22 protein-coding genes and 1 tRNA gene are annotated in these 15,851 nt (G+C 35.8%); 10 read left to right on the top strand and 13 right to left on the bottom strand.

What is annotated here, in order from left to right:
* Positions 1–137: 137 nt before the first annotated feature.
* The 4 genes from BTR_RS01850 to BTR_RS01835 are packed head-to-tail and all read right to left on the bottom strand — an operon-like array spanning position 138 to position 3,492.
* Positions 138–692 carry a biotin transporter BioY gene (locus BTR_RS01850; protein ID WP_012230887.1) on the bottom strand — a complete coding sequence of 185 codons (555 nt, stop codon included), beginning with the start codon at positions 690–692 and terminating at the stop codon, positions 138–140.
* A gap of 15 nt (positions 693–707) precedes the next feature.
* A complete protein-coding gene (locus BTR_RS01845) occupies positions 708–1,346 on the bottom strand; it encodes an energy-coupling factor transporter transmembrane component T family protein (protein ID WP_012230885.1) in 639 nt (212 codons plus the stop codon).
* The gene (locus BTR_RS01840) at positions 1,343–2,023 is read right to left on the bottom strand and encodes an energy-coupling factor ABC transporter ATP-binding protein (RefSeq protein WP_012230883.1); all 681 of its coding nucleotides are present in this window, start codon (positions 2,021–2,023) and stop codon (positions 1,343–1,345) included. Before BTR_RS01840 ends, BTR_RS01845 begins: the two co-directional genes overlap by 4 nt.
* A 41-nt stretch (positions 2,024–2,064) precedes the next feature.
* Positions 2,065–3,492, bottom strand: a complete 1,428-nt coding sequence (locus BTR_RS01835) for an amino acid permease (protein WP_012230881.1) — start codon at positions 3,490–3,492, stop codon at positions 2,065–2,067.
* A gap of 186 nt (positions 3,493–3,678) precedes the next feature.
* Between BTR_RS01835 and BTR_RS13750 the strand changes: the two genes are divergently transcribed.
* Positions 3,679–3,999 carry a hypothetical protein gene (locus tag BTR_RS13750; RefSeq protein WP_012230880.1) on the top strand — a complete coding sequence of 107 codons (321 nt, stop codon included), beginning with the start codon at positions 3,679–3,681 and terminating at the stop codon, positions 3,997–3,999.
* Between the two features lie 1,029 nt (positions 4,000–5,028).
* Here BTR_RS13750 and BTR_RS01825 read toward each other — a convergent pair.
* The gene (locus BTR_RS01825) at positions 5,029–5,220 is read right to left on the bottom strand and encodes a SlyX family protein (protein ID WP_012230878.1); all 192 of its coding nucleotides are present in this window, start codon (positions 5,218–5,220) and stop codon (positions 5,029–5,031) included.
* A gap of 446 nt (positions 5,221–5,666) precedes the next feature.
* Between BTR_RS01825 and BTR_RS01820 the strand changes: the two genes are divergently transcribed.
* Positions 5,667–5,742 (top strand) — tRNA-Thr (locus tag BTR_RS01820).
* A 99-nt stretch (positions 5,743–5,841) separates the two neighbouring features.
* Here BTR_RS01820 and BTR_RS01815 read toward each other — a convergent pair.
* From BTR_RS01815 to BTR_RS01775, 8 genes are all read right to left on the bottom strand, one after another.
* Entirely contained in the window at positions 5,842–6,045 is a 204-nt protein-coding gene (locus BTR_RS01815) for a helix-turn-helix transcriptional regulator (RefSeq protein ID WP_007347214.1), read from the bottom strand.
* A 76-nt stretch (positions 6,046–6,121) separates the two neighbouring features.
* Positions 6,122–6,745 (bottom strand): lambda exonuclease family protein, encoded by a 624-nt coding sequence (locus BTR_RS01810; protein WP_012230877.1) that lies wholly within the window; start codon positions 6,743–6,745, stop codon positions 6,122–6,124.
* A 1-nt stretch (position 6,746) separates the two neighbouring features.
* Positions 6,747–7,523 (bottom strand): ERF family protein, encoded by a 777-nt coding sequence (locus BTR_RS01805; protein ID WP_012230871.1) that lies wholly within the window; start codon positions 7,521–7,523, stop codon positions 6,747–6,749.
* A gap of 151 nt (positions 7,524–7,674) precedes the next feature.
* The gene (locus BTR_RS01800) at positions 7,675–8,265 is read right to left on the bottom strand and encodes a phage antirepressor Ant (protein ID WP_012230869.1); all 591 of its coding nucleotides are present in this window, start codon (positions 8,263–8,265) and stop codon (positions 7,675–7,677) included.
* Between the two features lie 357 nt (positions 8,266–8,622).
* Positions 8,623–9,381, bottom strand: a complete 759-nt coding sequence (locus tag BTR_RS01790; protein ID WP_012230867.1) for a phage antirepressor Ant — start codon at positions 9,379–9,381, stop codon at positions 8,623–8,625.
* 9 nt (positions 9,382–9,390) lie between these two features.
* Positions 9,391–9,783, bottom strand: a complete 393-nt coding sequence (locus BTR_RS01785) for a Rha family transcriptional regulator (RefSeq protein ID WP_012230865.1) — start codon at positions 9,781–9,783, stop codon at positions 9,391–9,393.
* Between the two features lie 68 nt (positions 9,784–9,851).
* A complete protein-coding gene (locus BTR_RS01780; protein ID WP_012230863.1) occupies positions 9,852–10,226 on the bottom strand; it encodes a hypothetical protein in 375 nt (124 codons plus the stop codon).
* A 162-nt stretch (positions 10,227–10,388) separates the two neighbouring features.
* Positions 10,389–11,039 carry a LexA family transcriptional regulator gene (locus BTR_RS01775; RefSeq protein WP_012230862.1) on the bottom strand — a complete coding sequence of 217 codons (651 nt, stop codon included), beginning with the start codon at positions 11,037–11,039 and terminating at the stop codon, positions 10,389–10,391.
* Positions 11,040–11,089: 50 nt separating this feature from the next.
* On the opposite strand from BTR_RS01775, the gene BTR_RS01770 reads away from it, so the two are divergent.
* The 8 genes from BTR_RS01770 (at position 11,090) to BTR_RS01735 (ending at position 15,846) form a co-directional block, all read left to right on the top strand.
* On the top strand, positions 11,090–11,401 hold the full coding sequence (locus BTR_RS01770; RefSeq protein ID WP_038473256.1) for a helix-turn-helix domain-containing protein: 312 nt from the start codon (positions 11,090–11,092) through the stop codon (positions 11,399–11,401).
* Positions 11,402–11,462: 61 nt separating this feature from the next.
* On the top strand, positions 11,463–11,942 hold the full coding sequence (locus BTR_RS01765; RefSeq protein WP_012230860.1) for a crossover junction endodeoxyribonuclease RuvC: 480 nt from the start codon (positions 11,463–11,465) through the stop codon (positions 11,940–11,942).
* Complete coding sequence (locus tag BTR_RS01760; protein ID WP_012230859.1) at positions 11,932–13,005, top strand: DUF1376 domain-containing protein; 1,074 nt, start codon at positions 11,932–11,934, stop codon at positions 13,003–13,005. The genes BTR_RS01765 and BTR_RS01760 overlap by 11 nt, the downstream gene beginning before the upstream one ends.
* Positions 12,998–13,417, top strand: coding sequence for a hypothetical protein (locus BTR_RS01755; RefSeq protein WP_012230856.1), 420 nt, complete (start codon positions 12,998–13,000; stop codon positions 13,415–13,417). Before BTR_RS01760 ends, BTR_RS01755 begins: the two co-directional genes overlap by 8 nt.
* A gap of 163 nt (positions 13,418–13,580) precedes the next feature.
* Positions 13,581–13,937 carry a hypothetical protein gene (locus tag BTR_RS01750; RefSeq protein WP_012230851.1) on the top strand — a complete coding sequence of 119 codons (357 nt, stop codon included), beginning with the start codon at positions 13,581–13,583 and terminating at the stop codon, positions 13,935–13,937.
* The gene (locus BTR_RS01745; RefSeq protein WP_038474438.1) at positions 13,924–14,439 is read left to right on the top strand and encodes a hypothetical protein; all 516 of its coding nucleotides are present in this window, start codon (positions 13,924–13,926) and stop codon (positions 14,437–14,439) included. Before BTR_RS01750 ends, BTR_RS01745 begins: the two co-directional genes overlap by 14 nt.
* A gap of 134 nt (positions 14,440–14,573) precedes the next feature.
* Positions 14,574–15,446: a DNA adenine methylase gene (locus BTR_RS01740; RefSeq protein WP_012230849.1), complete on the top strand. Its 873-nt coding sequence runs from the start codon at positions 14,574–14,576 to the stop codon at positions 15,444–15,446.
* Between the two features lie 25 nt (positions 15,447–15,471).
* Positions 15,472–15,846, top strand: coding sequence for a helix-turn-helix domain-containing protein (locus BTR_RS01735; protein WP_012230847.1), 375 nt, complete (start codon positions 15,472–15,474; stop codon positions 15,844–15,846).
* Positions 15,847–15,851: the final 5 nt, after the last annotated feature.

The following is a 15,851-nucleotide window of genomic DNA, read 5'->3' as shown; positions in this document are numbered from 1 at the left end:
TAAATCATTACAGCTCAATTCAATGGACTTGTGGTGATATATGAATATCTAATAACAGCATAACAAAATGATACATTTATTTTATCTTATTATGCTTTATTTTTAAATGTATTATAATAGTCTATTCAAAATAAAACCTATTTTTTCCTTGAATGAATGAGAGGAACAGATCTTTTAATCGCGAGTGCAACAGAGGATGCAATCAACACTTTTAAACAATCACCTATCAAAAAACCTGAGGAAGCGATTAGAACCTTCAGTAAAGAAACTTTAGTCATATATGCGGTCCATGGAACACCGAAAGCATAGACAATTCCTATACCGCCCACAGTATTTATCACAAATAATGTTATAAAATTTAACCGCTGCCAAAATAATTCTACCATTAAACCAATAAAAAATGCAGCAAATGGAAAACCTATCAAATAACCACTTGCAATCCCTGAAAAGACACTGATCCCGCCACGACCACCAGGCAACAGAGGTAATCCAATCGCAACAAGGACAAGAAAAAGGAGTGATGCTACCCCCCCCCTTTTAGCCCCAAGTATAGACCCTGCTAACATCGGTCCCATCGACTGAGCTGTAATAGGTACCCCTAGAAGAAAAGGAAGATAGATAGAAGGGAAAAGGCCCAAAATAGCATAAATAGCGGCAAATAAAGAAATATAGACTAAATCTTTTGTATTCATTTGATTCTTCTTTCACTATAAAAAACTTGGATTATTATGAGATGCTGTATCAATAGTATCAGCATCATAAGAACGCGCTTCCAATGCTTCAGCCACTTCTGAAGCCATTCTTATGGTTCGTATAATTAAAGGTATTGCAAGAGCGACAATGTTCGTATTAAGTCCCCGTGCTTGCTGTGCTTCATGGACTTCATTAAACTTTTCACTCAAAAGAGGAATAAACCTGATCGCCATAGAGATAACCATACTCACTTTTGATGGATTTATACCAAAACAACGAAAGGGCTGAAGCCATGCTTCAATTGCATCCACCATATCTGAAACTTTTGTTGTGGATGAAATAAGTGATGATAAAGAAAAGAGGACAACAAGACGTAATATAACCTCCACTCCCGTAAGCCATCCAATAAAAATAGTTTGAAATAAAAATAGAAGAACTAAAAGCAATCCCATCGATTTAAACTGCTTGATCACAGCTTTGAAAGGAACCTTGGCAACTCTATAGAATAAAATTACAAACAATAAAAAGAGTCCAAGAAGCGGTATAGATGAAACCATTATTATAAAAGTTCCACATACTGTAAGAAATAATAACTTAACGCCAGGACTTAACCTATGAATAAATGTATCCCTTGGAATATATAAACCGATCATGACATTCTTCTTATATACTCCTTGATAGCAACAAAAGGTACATCATCAATTGCTATCTCCCCCTTATCAAAAACTAATACTCTATCAAACTTTTTCAAAAACTCCAAATCATGCGATACAACTATTGCCGTTTGTGGTAATTCTTCTATCACTTGCGTAACGCGATGCTTATTTCGCAAATCAAGTAATGTCGTCGGCTCATCAAAAATAATGTAATCTGGTTTCATTGCAACTACACTGGAAATAGCAACGAGTTGTTTTTGCCCACCACTTAATAAATGAACAGCGTGATTTCTGAAATCTTGAAGTTCATAGCGCTGTAAAATTTCATCTACACGCTCTTTAATTTCATCTTTACTCAGCTTCAAATTTTTAAGACCAAAGGATAAGTCTTCTTCTACTAATGGTAAAACAATTTGATTATCAGGATTTTGAAAAACAAATCCCACTTTACGCTTTACTGTTTTTGAATCGCGCTTTGTATCAAGCCCATCAACACTTACAAAACCATGAGATGGTAATTGGAGCCCATTGATAAGACGAACAAATGTACTTTTTCCAGAACCATTCGCACCAATAATGGCGATGCGTCTTTCGGTAAGCTGTACATTAATATTCCTTAATACACACAAATCACCAAAAACTTGTGTTACCTTATCAAATTTTATAATCCCCAAGATTTATTCCAATCAATCTATTTGTATTAGCTCTTCTTTTGCTATCGTTTCAGTTTATAACCTAAAAGTAAAAACAAGCACCATAGAGGAATAATAATGACTGCCAAACTCATATCAGGCATCTGTACAGGGATATATGTTTCAAGAAAAGATACCCTGATTCCTATCATATCAAAAAGTTGAGTCATCAATCCATTTTGCCCAAAACCACTGACAAACATAATGCAAAATAATAAAAAAAGAAAGCATAAGCAAAGATAGTTAGCGTAAGGATATAAACCAAACGCATAAATAAACGCTTCTTTTTTGTTCTTATGAGCCTTTCGAAACTTCAAATGAACAATAACAATAATGGCCCAAGTGATAACCGCTGCAGCTGTAGCAAGAGCCATGATCCGCATAAAACTATTATTGGGAATAAGAGCATTAACGATGATAATCATCGCAGTACAAATTGATGAAAATAGGATAGCAACATAAGGCACCCGCGCAGAATTAAGTTTACTAAAAATATGTGGTGCATTTTTTTGTACAGCTAAACTATAAAGCATACGGCCATTAGAATAAATGCCACTATTATAAACAGAAACAGCAGCCATAATGACTACAAAATTCAAAATATGGCCAGCAGCAGGAATTCCTATAATCTCGAAAATCGTAACAAAAGGACTGCCGTTTTTTCCAATCATATTCCATGGGCTGATTATCATAATAACGCTGATAGAACCAATATAAAAAATTATAATCCTCCACATAACTTGACGGATAGCCGCTGGAATTGTTTTTTGTGGATTAATTGCCTCTCCAGCAGCAATACCAATAAGCTCTGTTCCTCCAAAAGAAAACATTACTACAGAAGTTGCTAAAACAACTCCTATTACTCCATAAGGGAAAAAACCGCTATGGTCCCAAAGATAATGAATACTCGCTTGATTTCCCCCCACTCCAGTGACAATGAGAAAAATTCCCAAAATAATCATACCAATAACGGCAGAAACTTTGATCAAAGCACAGGAAAATTCAAATTCTCCATAAAAACGAACATTAAATAAATTAACAAATGTAACAAATAAAAGAACAATGAAAGATGATTTCCAATGATCAATCAAAATCCAATGATCAAGGTAAAAACCTATCACTGTAAGTTCAGCCATACTTACAAGAATATAAAGAAACCAATAATTCCAACCTGTTATGAAACCAGCAAATTCTCCCCAATACTTATAAGCAAAAAAACTAAAAGCTCCTGAAGATGGTTCTTCTACCGACATTTCACCAAGCATTCGCATAATGAAATACATAATAAGCCCGCCAATGAGATAAGCTAAAATGACTGAGGGTCCCGCCAATTGAATCGCCTCTGTTGATCCGTAAAAAAGTCCTGTCCCAATAACACCACCCAAAGCAATCATTTGAATGTGACGATTTTGAAGACTACGCTTCAATTCATTATTCGCATTCTTAAGCATTATTCCTTACTCCCCCCTCCCTCGATATTGATTTTAAACTTTATACGAAAGGTTGATAATATCTTTGACATATTCTCTTTCAACAGAAATTATAAAAAAGAACATAAACCTATTTTTTTGTCATAATGCAACTCCTTCTTTTTCTATGCATTATGCAATTGTTTTATTGAAATTATAGGAAGAAATATGCTTCGCCCTTTATTCAAATTAATGGCTTTCATTTTTGTTACACTAACAATTATAGCATTGGTTATTGATAATGCGCACTCTGTCATCACATCACATTGGTCAATAACCCCTCTTAATAAAATTCTAGTCAATCTTCTGAAAACAGATATTTATAGTCTTAATCAATCTCTATGCAAGATAATGCCTGATTTTCTGTCCTCTATTTGCATTACTCTCACTTACTTACCAGCTTGGTCTATCTTTGGTGCCTTAGCAATAATATTTTGTATCTTAAATTACGAAAAACCAAATCCTTTTCACAAAATATCATATACTTAAAATGAAGAATAAATTTAATCTTGAAAAAGACTTCTAGAACTCACTGTACAATACACAACCTTTAGCTTAGAGGAGTCCCTCACCCTATCAACACAACTAAAAGTCATTTGATCGTAAGAACAGGTAAAAACACTTTATTATAATAAAATATATAGCTCAATCACGATTTGTAATCGATAACATCATTTCATTTGCACCAATTCAAAAAAATTAGAGAATAAATTTAACTCCTGCCGATAAGAAAACTCTGTAAAGAAAAAATTGAAATCCATTGAAGTCTCTATATTTTTCTATGGCTGTTGTTTTATACTCTACAAAGACCTTTCTTAATTTTAGTAATAGAAATCACATATAAAAATGTTTTCCAATATTAGCGCTTCTTATAAGATTGAGACTTTTTGAAATTAATAAGGAAGTTTCTAAAGCTTATGAAAACTGTTCTACATGCTAAAAAATGTATTAAATAAAAAATAATCTGTAAATAACGCACAATCGTGAGAAAGAACTTTTCATACCTTTCTCCCATTGTGGTATTCACCCGATCATATCTAAAAAAATACGAGATTATTACTAGAAAAATTTTTTACAAAATATCTTCATAGGGGCGCGCCTCTCCTATAAAATAGAACACCATTGGGTTGCTAATTCATGCGCTTGTTTTAAGAAACATCTCTCAATATGCCTAAGACCATTTCGCGACATCGGCCATGAATGATATAATGGTGAGTCCATTCAGCATCTGCATCTTTTCGCTTGTAAAATAACAAGTCGACACCATCATATATTTTGCCATCCCTAAAATGCTGCTACACTCCTTGGTACTTGAGACGATTCATAAGAGGCATTTTTAGCCCTTTCTTAATAGTTTTTTATCCATACGGACTCACTCCGCTTGTAACATGCAAAAGATACGGGTTTTACTTATTCGATATGAGAGAGATTTGAAATGAGAGAATCCTACGGTATTCAAGATTCTAATTCAAGTTGAATAACGATAAATTATGATTAATAAATCAGCATGTTGCTTTATTAATAAATAACAGCTTCAGTAAGGCTTTGCTCTTCTAAATCTGAAAATCGTCTCGCTAAAACATCAACTTTTTTAGATATCTCATCCAAAATTTTCCATTGATCAGTGACCATATGAGAAAGCTCCTCAATAAATTTTTCTTGGTAAGCTAGCTTCGTTTCTAGTTCTATAAGCCGATTTTCATCCGACATGTTTCTGACTCCATCTTAAGTAAAAAACGTGATTAACTTTATTAACCCTCTCCCCTTTTCTTCCTATAAAATTGAAAAGTAACTTCAACTAATTTTAAGCGTCTTATTTTCACATTATATAAAGTTTAGTTTCCTAAGCGCTTATTCAACAAATTTTTCCCTTGTCTTAGAAGCAGAAAATATTTTTATCTTTACTAAGATAGCTTAACACCATTTCTATCCTAAATATCTAGGTCTCCAGCATCTTAATTTGAACACTATCATAAATCGGAAAACGTTTTATAGCATTAAGATCAGAGAATACTGCCCCCATGACCTTTGTACAGCTATCCCCCTCAATTATTATCAAATCTTATAAATAATTGAAAAAAATGCATACTTGCTTTTATACGTACTTTTAGCTATTACCCTCAAATTAGTTTTGTTTCACTGACTTACAAATCTATGCCGCATTAGCTCAGTTGGTAGAGCACATCATTCGTAATGATGGGGTCGCTGGTTCGAATCCGGCATGCGGCACCATTTTTTCTCTTTAACATATTGAAATATATAATTTTTTATTTGATTCGCTGTTTTTCAGACCACCTTTTAGACCACCTCTTGTGATTTATACAATTTTACTTAATTTGTTGTTATTTGTTCCCTATTTTTCTTTGGAGTAAAGGCTAGAATCTCTTTTTTTCTCCATCTTACTGCTCTTCCTAGTTTATAAGGTTGCGGAAACTCCCCTTGAAGCACCCAATTGCGAATCGTTGTGGTTGATACACTAAAAAGCTGTGCACATTCACGGGTTGTTACATATCTATCGCCATCATCAAATATCATCTCATTACCTTTCTATTTTTATATTACTTATTACTTAAATGGGTGGGGGTGCTGGGAGGAGAGCACCCCCATAACGTCAAGCGGCTTTTGTCAAAATCTTTTCCATCTCTTGCTCTATTTCCTCTAAAAAGACTTCAACCGCTTGATTAATCTGTTCAATTTGTTCTTCATCACGGTGGATGCGTTTGATTTTCATACGCAAGTATGTTGATTGCCTCGTAAAACGTGGGTCATAACTGATAAAATCACACCATTTACGCCCCGTACAAGCCATTTGAAATTGCATTTGCGCGCGATATTCAGGCTTTATATTGTCATCTATAAAGAAGCGTAGATGGTTGATGGTTTGTGGGCATTTGACTTCAACTAAACCGTCATCACCAATAAACCCATCAGGACTAGCGCCCGCCATTTTGATTGTGGGATGTTCGATAAATCCGCATCTTGTGACAATCGTGTCATAAATAAATTCATATTCTTTTAGAGCATCTTCTTCATGTTCAATGCCCCATTGCATAGCAGGCGTTGTATAAAATTGGCTTACTTCTTCTGTTAAACGCTCTGTAATGAGTTTAATTTTATAGTCTTCATATTTGCTTGTAGGGGTTCCCTTTGCTGTTTTACTGAGTACGTTGTAAACGTTTGAAGCGGTAACTTTGCCTAAACGGGCTTGAAACCACTCTGCTGTTCTTTGTTCCATTTCACACCGCCGTTTGTTGTTCTTGTGATGGTAAAGAGTGTTCCGTTTCTACCTTTTTCTTGTTTTGTTTACTTTTCAAAAGATGTAACACCGTTTGTGCTTGTCCATTAGACATATCGTCAAGCTTTTCAACGTTTGCATAAGCAAGTATTTTTTCCTCTTCTGTTTGGGTTTGTGATATGAGGCTTTTGATTTCATTGATCTGTTGTGGAACAGCAGATTTGATAGGCATGTTTCCATCTGTATCGTCTTCTTTGCTTGCTACATTAAGAAGCATACCTAAGAGATATCTACGTGCATAGGTGATGGTGGAGCCTACCGATTGGATAGTTGATTTGCATCCTTTAACATCATAAGGAAATTTCCCTTCTGTTGATATTTTGTTTCCTGAAGGATGTGTCAACGTCATTTCTATGACGATAGTGTCATGACTTTGTTCTTTGATACGAGAAAACAAAGCGAAGTGGTATTTTGACAGAGTTTCCTTTACAGCATCAATATGTTGGTCAAGGGTCGCATATTGGCTATTTGTATGGGCATTCTTAGCGTTTTTATGTATTTTTTGATATTCCATTTGCATAGCAGAAAGATCAGAAACAAAGTATTGATAGTTTTGTCGTTCTATTTCTTTTTCTCGCAATGCAATAAGACGCTCGAGACGGTCCATATCGACATCATTTTCTAAGGCTCTTGTTAAAATAAGGTCCATAGCTGTAGATTTGACTTCACAATTGTTTGTTTTGTTTACTTCTGTTAAGTTCGTGCTTTGTTCATTCATTTTGCTTTCCTCCATTGCGCGCAATTCCCCCGTGGCGTGAATCACGCATGTGTTAAAAGTTGGTTTGGTTATTAGAATCCTGTTTCTAGGGACTGTGTGATTTGACACCTCCCCGCCTGTAAAGACGAGAAGATGAGATCATATTTTAAATCTAAGCAGCTTTCACGACAGATCTTGCTAACACCTGTTTTGCTTCTTTAATGAGAGCTTTGTATCTTCTGTTTTCTTCATCTACTCTGAAAGCATCGATAAGACGAACATGAATAGGACCTAAAAGATACAGAGCTTTTTCACCAGCATTCATACCCTCCCAATAGCTTGGCAAATCAAAGCGTGTATCATTATCATAATCAACAGATTGGCTTTTTAACTTTTTCTCACACTCAATAAAGTAACGACGAGCTTGTCTGCCTTTCTCATTGCGTTCAACCATGGAAAGCTCTTTTGCCATGTCTAGAGTGAGGTGATATTCGATACTTGGACGACCACCTTTAGGTTTCGGTAAATTTTTACCGAAACTCATAACACCTTGATTTTCTTGATGGGCATTAGGTTTTACTAAATTTTTAGTAAAACTCACAAAGTCCTTATTTTCTAGGAAACCGTATTCTTTAATACGATTAATAATCCAATCGTTAAAACGAGATGTGACCTTCAAAAACGTATGCAACTCACGTGCATTTACTGTTTGAACTATTTCTTGATCAATTGTTTGTTCCGTAATTTTTATAAGAATGTTCATAATGAACTCCTATCGATTAGAGGTTTCTTATTGACATTCCAGAGGAATGCCGGGCGCTAAGAAACACGGTCGATAGTCCGTCGCTATGCTTTCCCCATAAGGGTATTGTATGGCATAGCTACACCCGACAAAACCTTTATATGCTACACGCATACAACGAGTCAAAGTCTTTAAGGCGCGGAGAAAAGATTGTTTCGGCAATCTATCCGCTATCGATTCAAGATGTTTCTTAGGCACCTGATTCGAGCATATATATACTAATAGTATATTGTCAATTAAAAAATTCAAAAATTGATACAAATAAACCATGTCTATTTCATCAGTCAGTTCGTATTTCTTTTCCATGATGATTGCCTCTTAATGCATGCTTTGTCGTTTAAGTTCTTGAGACAGCAACCCCATGCCTTTTGTGGTAATTTTTGCACAAGGAATGACTTTTTCTATTCCACTTGCAGTTTGAAGTGTGATCGTTGGACAATCCATAAGCTGCTTTTGGATTTTGTCTTGATACGGTAGCAAATTTCCACCCGCTGCACGTCTGTAAATCCAACCTTTTTGCTGTAAAAATTGAATGAATTGTTTTGGTTGCATCTCGAGTATTTTAGCAGCTTCTGTAAGACCAAAGAGCCCATCATGGCGCTGTAAGCTTTCAAGAGCCATGGCTTTTGGTGTTAAATCTTCAATGATAGTGTCTTTTTGATCTATTTGACCTTGTAGGTAATTCAAAAAGCCAATCATAGCCTTTGGACTTGAGTAGTCGATTTGTGGTGTTACTACTTGCTTTACACGCTTTTCACATTCGATAAAGTATAAACGGGCTTCTCTCCCTTTCTGATTGTTCTCAAGCATAGAAAGTTCTTTGGCTCTATCGAGTGTGAGATAGTAGTTAATCGCGATAACAGCCCTAGATTTTGCGCTCGCCAAATTTGGCGACCGCAAATCTTGTGTTTTTACAAAGTCTTGTCCTTCTATAAAATTGTATCTGGTAATACGGTCCTTAATCCAATTTGAAAAGTCACGTTTTGCCTCTAAGAATGCATGCAGATCACGTGCATTTACTGTCTGAACTATTTCCTGATCAATGATTTGTTTTTTAATCTCTATGAGAGTGTTCATGATGAACTCCTATGCAGTCTGTTTAATTTTATTTTTAAGATGCATCATGATAGCTGCTCGTATTTCAGGGCTCGAAAAATCGATTTGGGGATTAGCTGCTTGCTCTTCTAATTTTTTCCAATAATCTATGATTTTTGCGCGTAACACAGTGTTGTAACCTAAAATGACAATAAGAGATTCACGTTTAGGAAGATGGTAACAAGGAAGAGTACGACCTGTTGAATCTTTGTATAATCCAGCAAAATTACTCAGGTCGATTTTAAGTTCGCTAAATAGTTTACGAATATCTCGCATTACATGGGCATGTCTTTTACCGCATAACTCTGCAATTTCAATGCTAGACATGGTGGGAATTGTTTCGTGTTTATTTGTATTTTGCTGGATAGCAATTAGCTTTTCCATTACGGACCTCATATTGGCTGGGATTGATGGGAAAAAGGGGGCGCTCTTAAAAACGCCCTTTAGAATTTTTAAAGCACATCACAAGGACGCAAACGGTGCTGCTGTTCATAGGTCCCGTAGACCTCATCATTATATTTTTCTTTTGCTAAATCATCTAAAAGGTCATGGTAAGCATCACTTTCACCTACAAAATAATGAACCTTACTATCCTCATAGAGATGTTCAATATTTGCTTCTACATATGCGTCTGCAATCTCTTCAGAAATATCTTCACAACTCTTCTCAGAGGGATTGATGCGAAAGATTTGGATTGCATCATCTACCTCATCAACAATGCTTAAAACTTGGCTTGCATCAAGTGGTCCAGACTCTGCAATGTATTGCTCTTTATCGTAGGCAACTAATAAAATTTCATTGGAATGAATGAGAATTGGCTTTTCCATAATTTCCCCTCCCTAACGCCTCTTGGCGATTGTTCGTGTTAATTTATGGATACCAATGTAGCGATTTTAAAAACAAAGTCAATAGAAAAATGTAGCGATTTTAAAAATTTTTTTAAAAGTAATAAACTAAAGACCTGCTGGAAAAAATATAAAAATATTAATTTATATTCTGGCTGGCTTAATCCAGTCGATAGGTGCACACCATTCTAACTCTACATCTACGATATCGGCATACTTTCCATTTATACTGGATAAAACCCATTTCCCTTTTTCTTTTCCGAGACGTAATACTTTGATATAAACTTTTCCACATTTAGTTTTTATGATAGCGCGGTTGTTAATAAGATTCTCTGGTGGCAGATGATAGGAATAAAAAAGAAGGCTTCCTTCTTCAATGGCTGGAAACATAGAATCACCTACCACGCGAACAGCAACAGTTCCTTTAGGAGCAGATGGCGGGGCTTCTACTTCTTCTAGACAACCAGAATCTATTGCGATTATTTCTCCGCCGGCTCCTACAGATCCAATCAAAGGAACTAAGTGATTAGTGGGAATAGAAGCACCTGTAAGTTTTGATATTTCTAATAATTCTCGAGCAGAAATATCTCTTGTTCCTTTTAGCATTTTATTGACGGCAGCACGATCTATCGAGCGACCTAAAGAAGCGGTTAGCTGTCTTGAAAGCTCTGATTGGCTTAATCCAGCTTCAGATAAGGCATTTTGTAACCATTGAGAGATACTTATTGTCATATCTTTATTGTAGGTACGTTGTATACAACCGTCATTTTCTAATTTAGCAACATGTAACTTCATTATCAATTTTCCTTCTTGACATTGTTTTTATAATCGCTACATAATGTGCTATGAAACAATTTTATGAAATAATAAATCTGTTAGGTGGGGTTCGTAAGGTATCTCAGTTGCTTGGGGTTCATAGAACACGTGTGTATGTCTGGCTCCGTCCTGTATCAAAAGGTGGAACTGGTGGAAGAATTCCGATAAAACATATCCCAATCCTTTTAAATGAAGCTAAAAGAATTGGAGCACCAATTAAGGCAGAAGACTTTTTCTCGTTTTTTTATGGGGCGCAATCATATGACACTATATCACCTCAAATATCTTCTTTTACTACTGCTCCTACGGATGATAACGAGCACCAGCAGCACAATTTTTAAAAGCTTAATCACACACGCTCTGTCATAGCACACATATAAATACGCAACAGCAGGGGGGATTATGATCACTAATGCACAAACCATTCTCTGTCTTGATCTAGGGACTAAGACTGGCTGGGCGCTTCGTGATGCAGATGGTTTTATCACAAGCGATACAGAACATTTTCAATCACGCCGTTTTGAAGGCGGTGGTATGCGTTATCTGCGCTTTAAGAAATGGCTTACTGAACTAAAGAGATCTGTTTATGAAATTGATGCGGTGTATTTTGAAGAAGTACGCCGGCATGTGGGTACAGACGCTTCTCATGTTTATGGGGGCTTTCTAGCAACTCTAACAGCTTGGTGTGAACATCATCAGATACCGTATGAAGGCATTCCCGTTGGTACGATTAAGAAAGCGACGACAGGAAAAGGGAATGCGTCAAAAGAAGAAATGATTAAGGCAATGCGTGCAAAAGGTCACGCGCCTTGTGATGACAATGAAGCAGATGCTTTGGCAATTTTATATTTAAAGAAAGAAGGGGGTATGCATGTCCAGTAAAATACCATGGACAAGGCTTTTTGCTGATAAATGGATTCTTGATCTCACTTATTTGTCTTCTATTGAAGGCAATATATACATGAGATTACGGTTGCAAATGCTTCACACAGGTGAACCTCTTTTAAATAACATTAAGGTTTGGGCTAATTATACTGGCTATTCAGTAAAGGCATTTGTCAAAGCATTAGACGTTTTACAGAGCACAGGTCATATTATTCGTTTAGCAGACGGTCGTTTATGGAATCTAGATGTTGAAGCAGAATTAAGTGATAGCGCCGGAAAATCAGAAGCGGCATCAAAAGCTGTTAGTGCTAGATGGAAAAAATCTAAAGAAAAAGACGTAAAGCATAATACGAAATCTATACAAGCTAAATACGAAGGCGATACGAATTCTATACGGAATGAATACGAAAGCGATACGGAAACGATACCATATAACATTAACAATAACATATATAATAAAAAAACTAATACTATCGTATTAGCAAAAAAAGAAATTGGTTCTGAAAATTTAGAAACAAACGATTTGGTTGAAGAGCCAATCGAGGATGATGCTCTCAAAAGCCAATCAGAACAAATCGAAACGGTAGAGACCAACCAACCACCCCTTCACGAGCAAGAAAACGTTCCGGAAAAAGCCAAGCGGGTTAAAGCTAATCGGGGCTGTCGATTGCCTGAAGACTTTGAACCCGATTACGATTTTGCAATCGAAGAGGGCTTGCCTCCAGAGCGTATCAAAGTCGAAATCGCAAAGTTTCGAGATTACTGGCGTTCAAAAGCTGGAGCAAACGCAACCAAAATCGATTGGCAAGCAACGTGGCGTAACTGGGTGAGAAATTCAAAAAATTACAAACAAGGAGAAAATTATGGAACACAAACCAATTCCCAAACAGGACAACAGCGCGGTCGTGCCTATAGAATTACACAACACATGTCCGATTTCAAAAATGCAGACAGTCCGTACAAATTTTTGTTCGAGGATGATGCAAAACCCTCCATTCCATTGGCTACCAGGCAAAAAGCCATCACCTGCAGAAGCGAAGAGAATTATTTCGTTGGGTAAAGAAGCTTTGCAAATGCTTGATGAAAAAGCTTCTGAGGAAGAAATAAAAGCTATGTTTCTCATGCTTTCTGGTGGACTTAAAAGCCAACCTGGAGAAGATGAAAAAGCCACAGCTGTTGCTTATCTTTTTTCTCTCGATGGTTTAAGCCGTTGGGCAATCAAAACCGCAACAAGGGATGTGATGAAGGGTAAAGCAGAAGGCTTGTCGACAACATTCATGCCCGCTTCTGCTGATCTTCTGCTTTACTGTGAAAAGCTTGAAGACGATATTCGAACTACTGTTAAAGGGATATTTACCTCACTCGATAGACCAGAGATTAAGCCGAAAGGAGAACCTGTTTCTGCTGAAAAATGGGATAAACTGATGCAAATGCTTGAAAAAACGGAGATTGGTTTAAATCCTTTTCAGTGAAAAGAGCTGATGGTTTTGTAATTAGATATGCGTTTAAATCGACAAAAATGTACCGTACAGAGCGATTTAAAAATTTTATGATGAAAACCACATCCGCAATACAAAACGCTCTGTACGATCAAATTTGAGGTAAATTAACCTATTGGTAAAAATAGAAATTAAAATGGAAATATTAAAACGACGATTCTTTAAAAAACGTAAACAGCCTATGCAAGTAATGCACAAAAAATTTATTGCAACGGCTGTTGGGTATGTTCCTTGGGGAGATGGGGCGGCAGAGTATTTTTATAATCTCTATGAATATCCTGATGGTACAAGAGAGTGTGAAAAGTTTGACGGTGGTCAGTATTACACCATACCAAAGAATGCGGATTTCAGTACCAAGGCACAAGTAAAAGCATGGATATACGGTGGTGCTATTCCGAAAAGCGTTCTCAATTACGAGCCTCTTATAGACGAGATTAACAGAGAGATCAAAAAACTATCGAAAACCGCAGGAAATGAATATGTTTACAGATAAACAGTTAAGAGCTTTGTTTGCAGTTATAGCCTTTATATTTTTATGCTTTTTAGACATTAAAAAAAATCCCTATTTTATTCAAAGTATTTTGATATTTGCATCTTTTGGTTTGATAATAATAACAAATATTTTTGTAATTTTATGCAATTCTCATATTCCTTTTGAATTGCAAAATAATCTAAAATATAAACATGATGATACAACGGGTTGGGTGATCCTAACACATGATTTACAGCAATATATGCACAAACTCTTAAAGCTAATAATTTTAGCGCTTGTCGTTTTAATTTTTCCAAATAGTTATGAAGAGGCTGTTTCTTTGCCTGTCATTTCTAAGCACGTGGAACACCAGTTTTCTTTTTCATTGGATACCGTATTTGGGTATTTAGACATTGTGCTTTGGTACTATTTTTTATGCTGTGTATTGTTTCTTATGTTTCGTACACGCAGTTTAATAAATATATCCATCTACATACTACAGTCTTGTACTAAAAAGCCATAGCAAAATTTCCAATTTATTAAGACTTTTTAGGTTAATCGGTGCTGTATCTTCTTAACACTCTATTTGTATCTTCTTAACACTCTATTAATGAAATCAACTAAAGAAATCACAAACATATTGAAAGGGGTGTAGCAATGACTCATATCTGCTCACCATTGAGATATCCAGGCGGTAAAGCCATACTTTATGGAAAAATCAAAGAAATTTTTGAAAAAAATGGATTAAATGGATGTTCCTATAGGGAACCTTTTGCTGGTGGATGTGGGCTTGCGCTCAAGCTTCTTTTGAATAATGACGTTAAAGATATTCATATTAACGATATTGATCCATTCATTTGGAGCTTTTGGCATTGTGTCTTACACAAAACAGAAGAATTAATAGAAAAAATTAACACAACGGCCGTTAGCTTAGAAGAATGGTATAAACAAAAAGAAATTTCTTCTGAACAAGCAGATGTACTTAGCCTAGGATTTGCTGCACTCTTTTTAAATCGTACAAATCGATCTGGAATTATTAAAAATTCTGGTCCAATTGGAGGCAAAGGACAAAATGGCAATTATAAAATAAATTGCCGATTTAACAAAAAAAACATCATTGAACGCATTCTTCGCATAAGTACGCACAAAGATAGGATACATTTAACACGGTTAGATGCACGAGAGTTTTTGCTACGTTATGGGACAGATAAAGATGAAAATATTTTCTTTTATATGGACCCTCCTTATTTTAAAAAAGGACGAGGATTATATGCTTCGTTTTATCAAGCTAACGATCATCAGGTATTAGAAAATACCCTTTCCCAACATGTGAATGCGCCCTGGTTGATCACCTATGATAATGTAGAAGAAATTAAATCTTTGTACAGAAAATATCCCTTAGTAGAATTCAACATACAGTATTCTCTACAGGAGAAAAGGCAAGCTACTGAACTGATGATTTTTTCGCCTAAAATCAAAATGCCTCAATTCTTAGAAAAGAACACAATATCACTTCTCAAAGCAGCTTGATTGCGTGAATAGGAGCTTTAATCAAATGCTTACACCATTTGGCAAAACCTTACGTAAAATTCGTATAGATCATGCAGAGCGTCTATTAGATATGGCTGAGAAATTAGGTATATCTGTAGCGTTTTTATCTTCTGTCGAGATTGGCAAAAAATCTGTGCCCGTTGGTATGGAAGAAAAGGTCATAGAATTATACGATTTAGATCAAGATATGGCTTCTCTCTTAAAAAAAGAAGCTGATATTTATCGCAAGAATTTTACAATAAACTCTTCTGATCCACTTAACCATGAAATGCCTAACCCGTTTGTTAGAAATTTTAAGTGCCTTTCACAAAAAAATCTAACAGAGTTCAAGGAATTCATGAAGAAAATAGAAAAGAAACAGCAAAATAAATTACCTTGATCTCC

It is taken from the genome of Bartonella tribocorum CIP 105476 (genome assembly GCF_000196435.1).
GTDB classification, from domain to species: domain Bacteria; phylum Pseudomonadota; class Alphaproteobacteria; order Rhizobiales; family Rhizobiaceae; genus Bartonella; species Bartonella tribocorum.
This window is presented reverse-complemented; position numbering and strand designations above follow the sequence as displayed.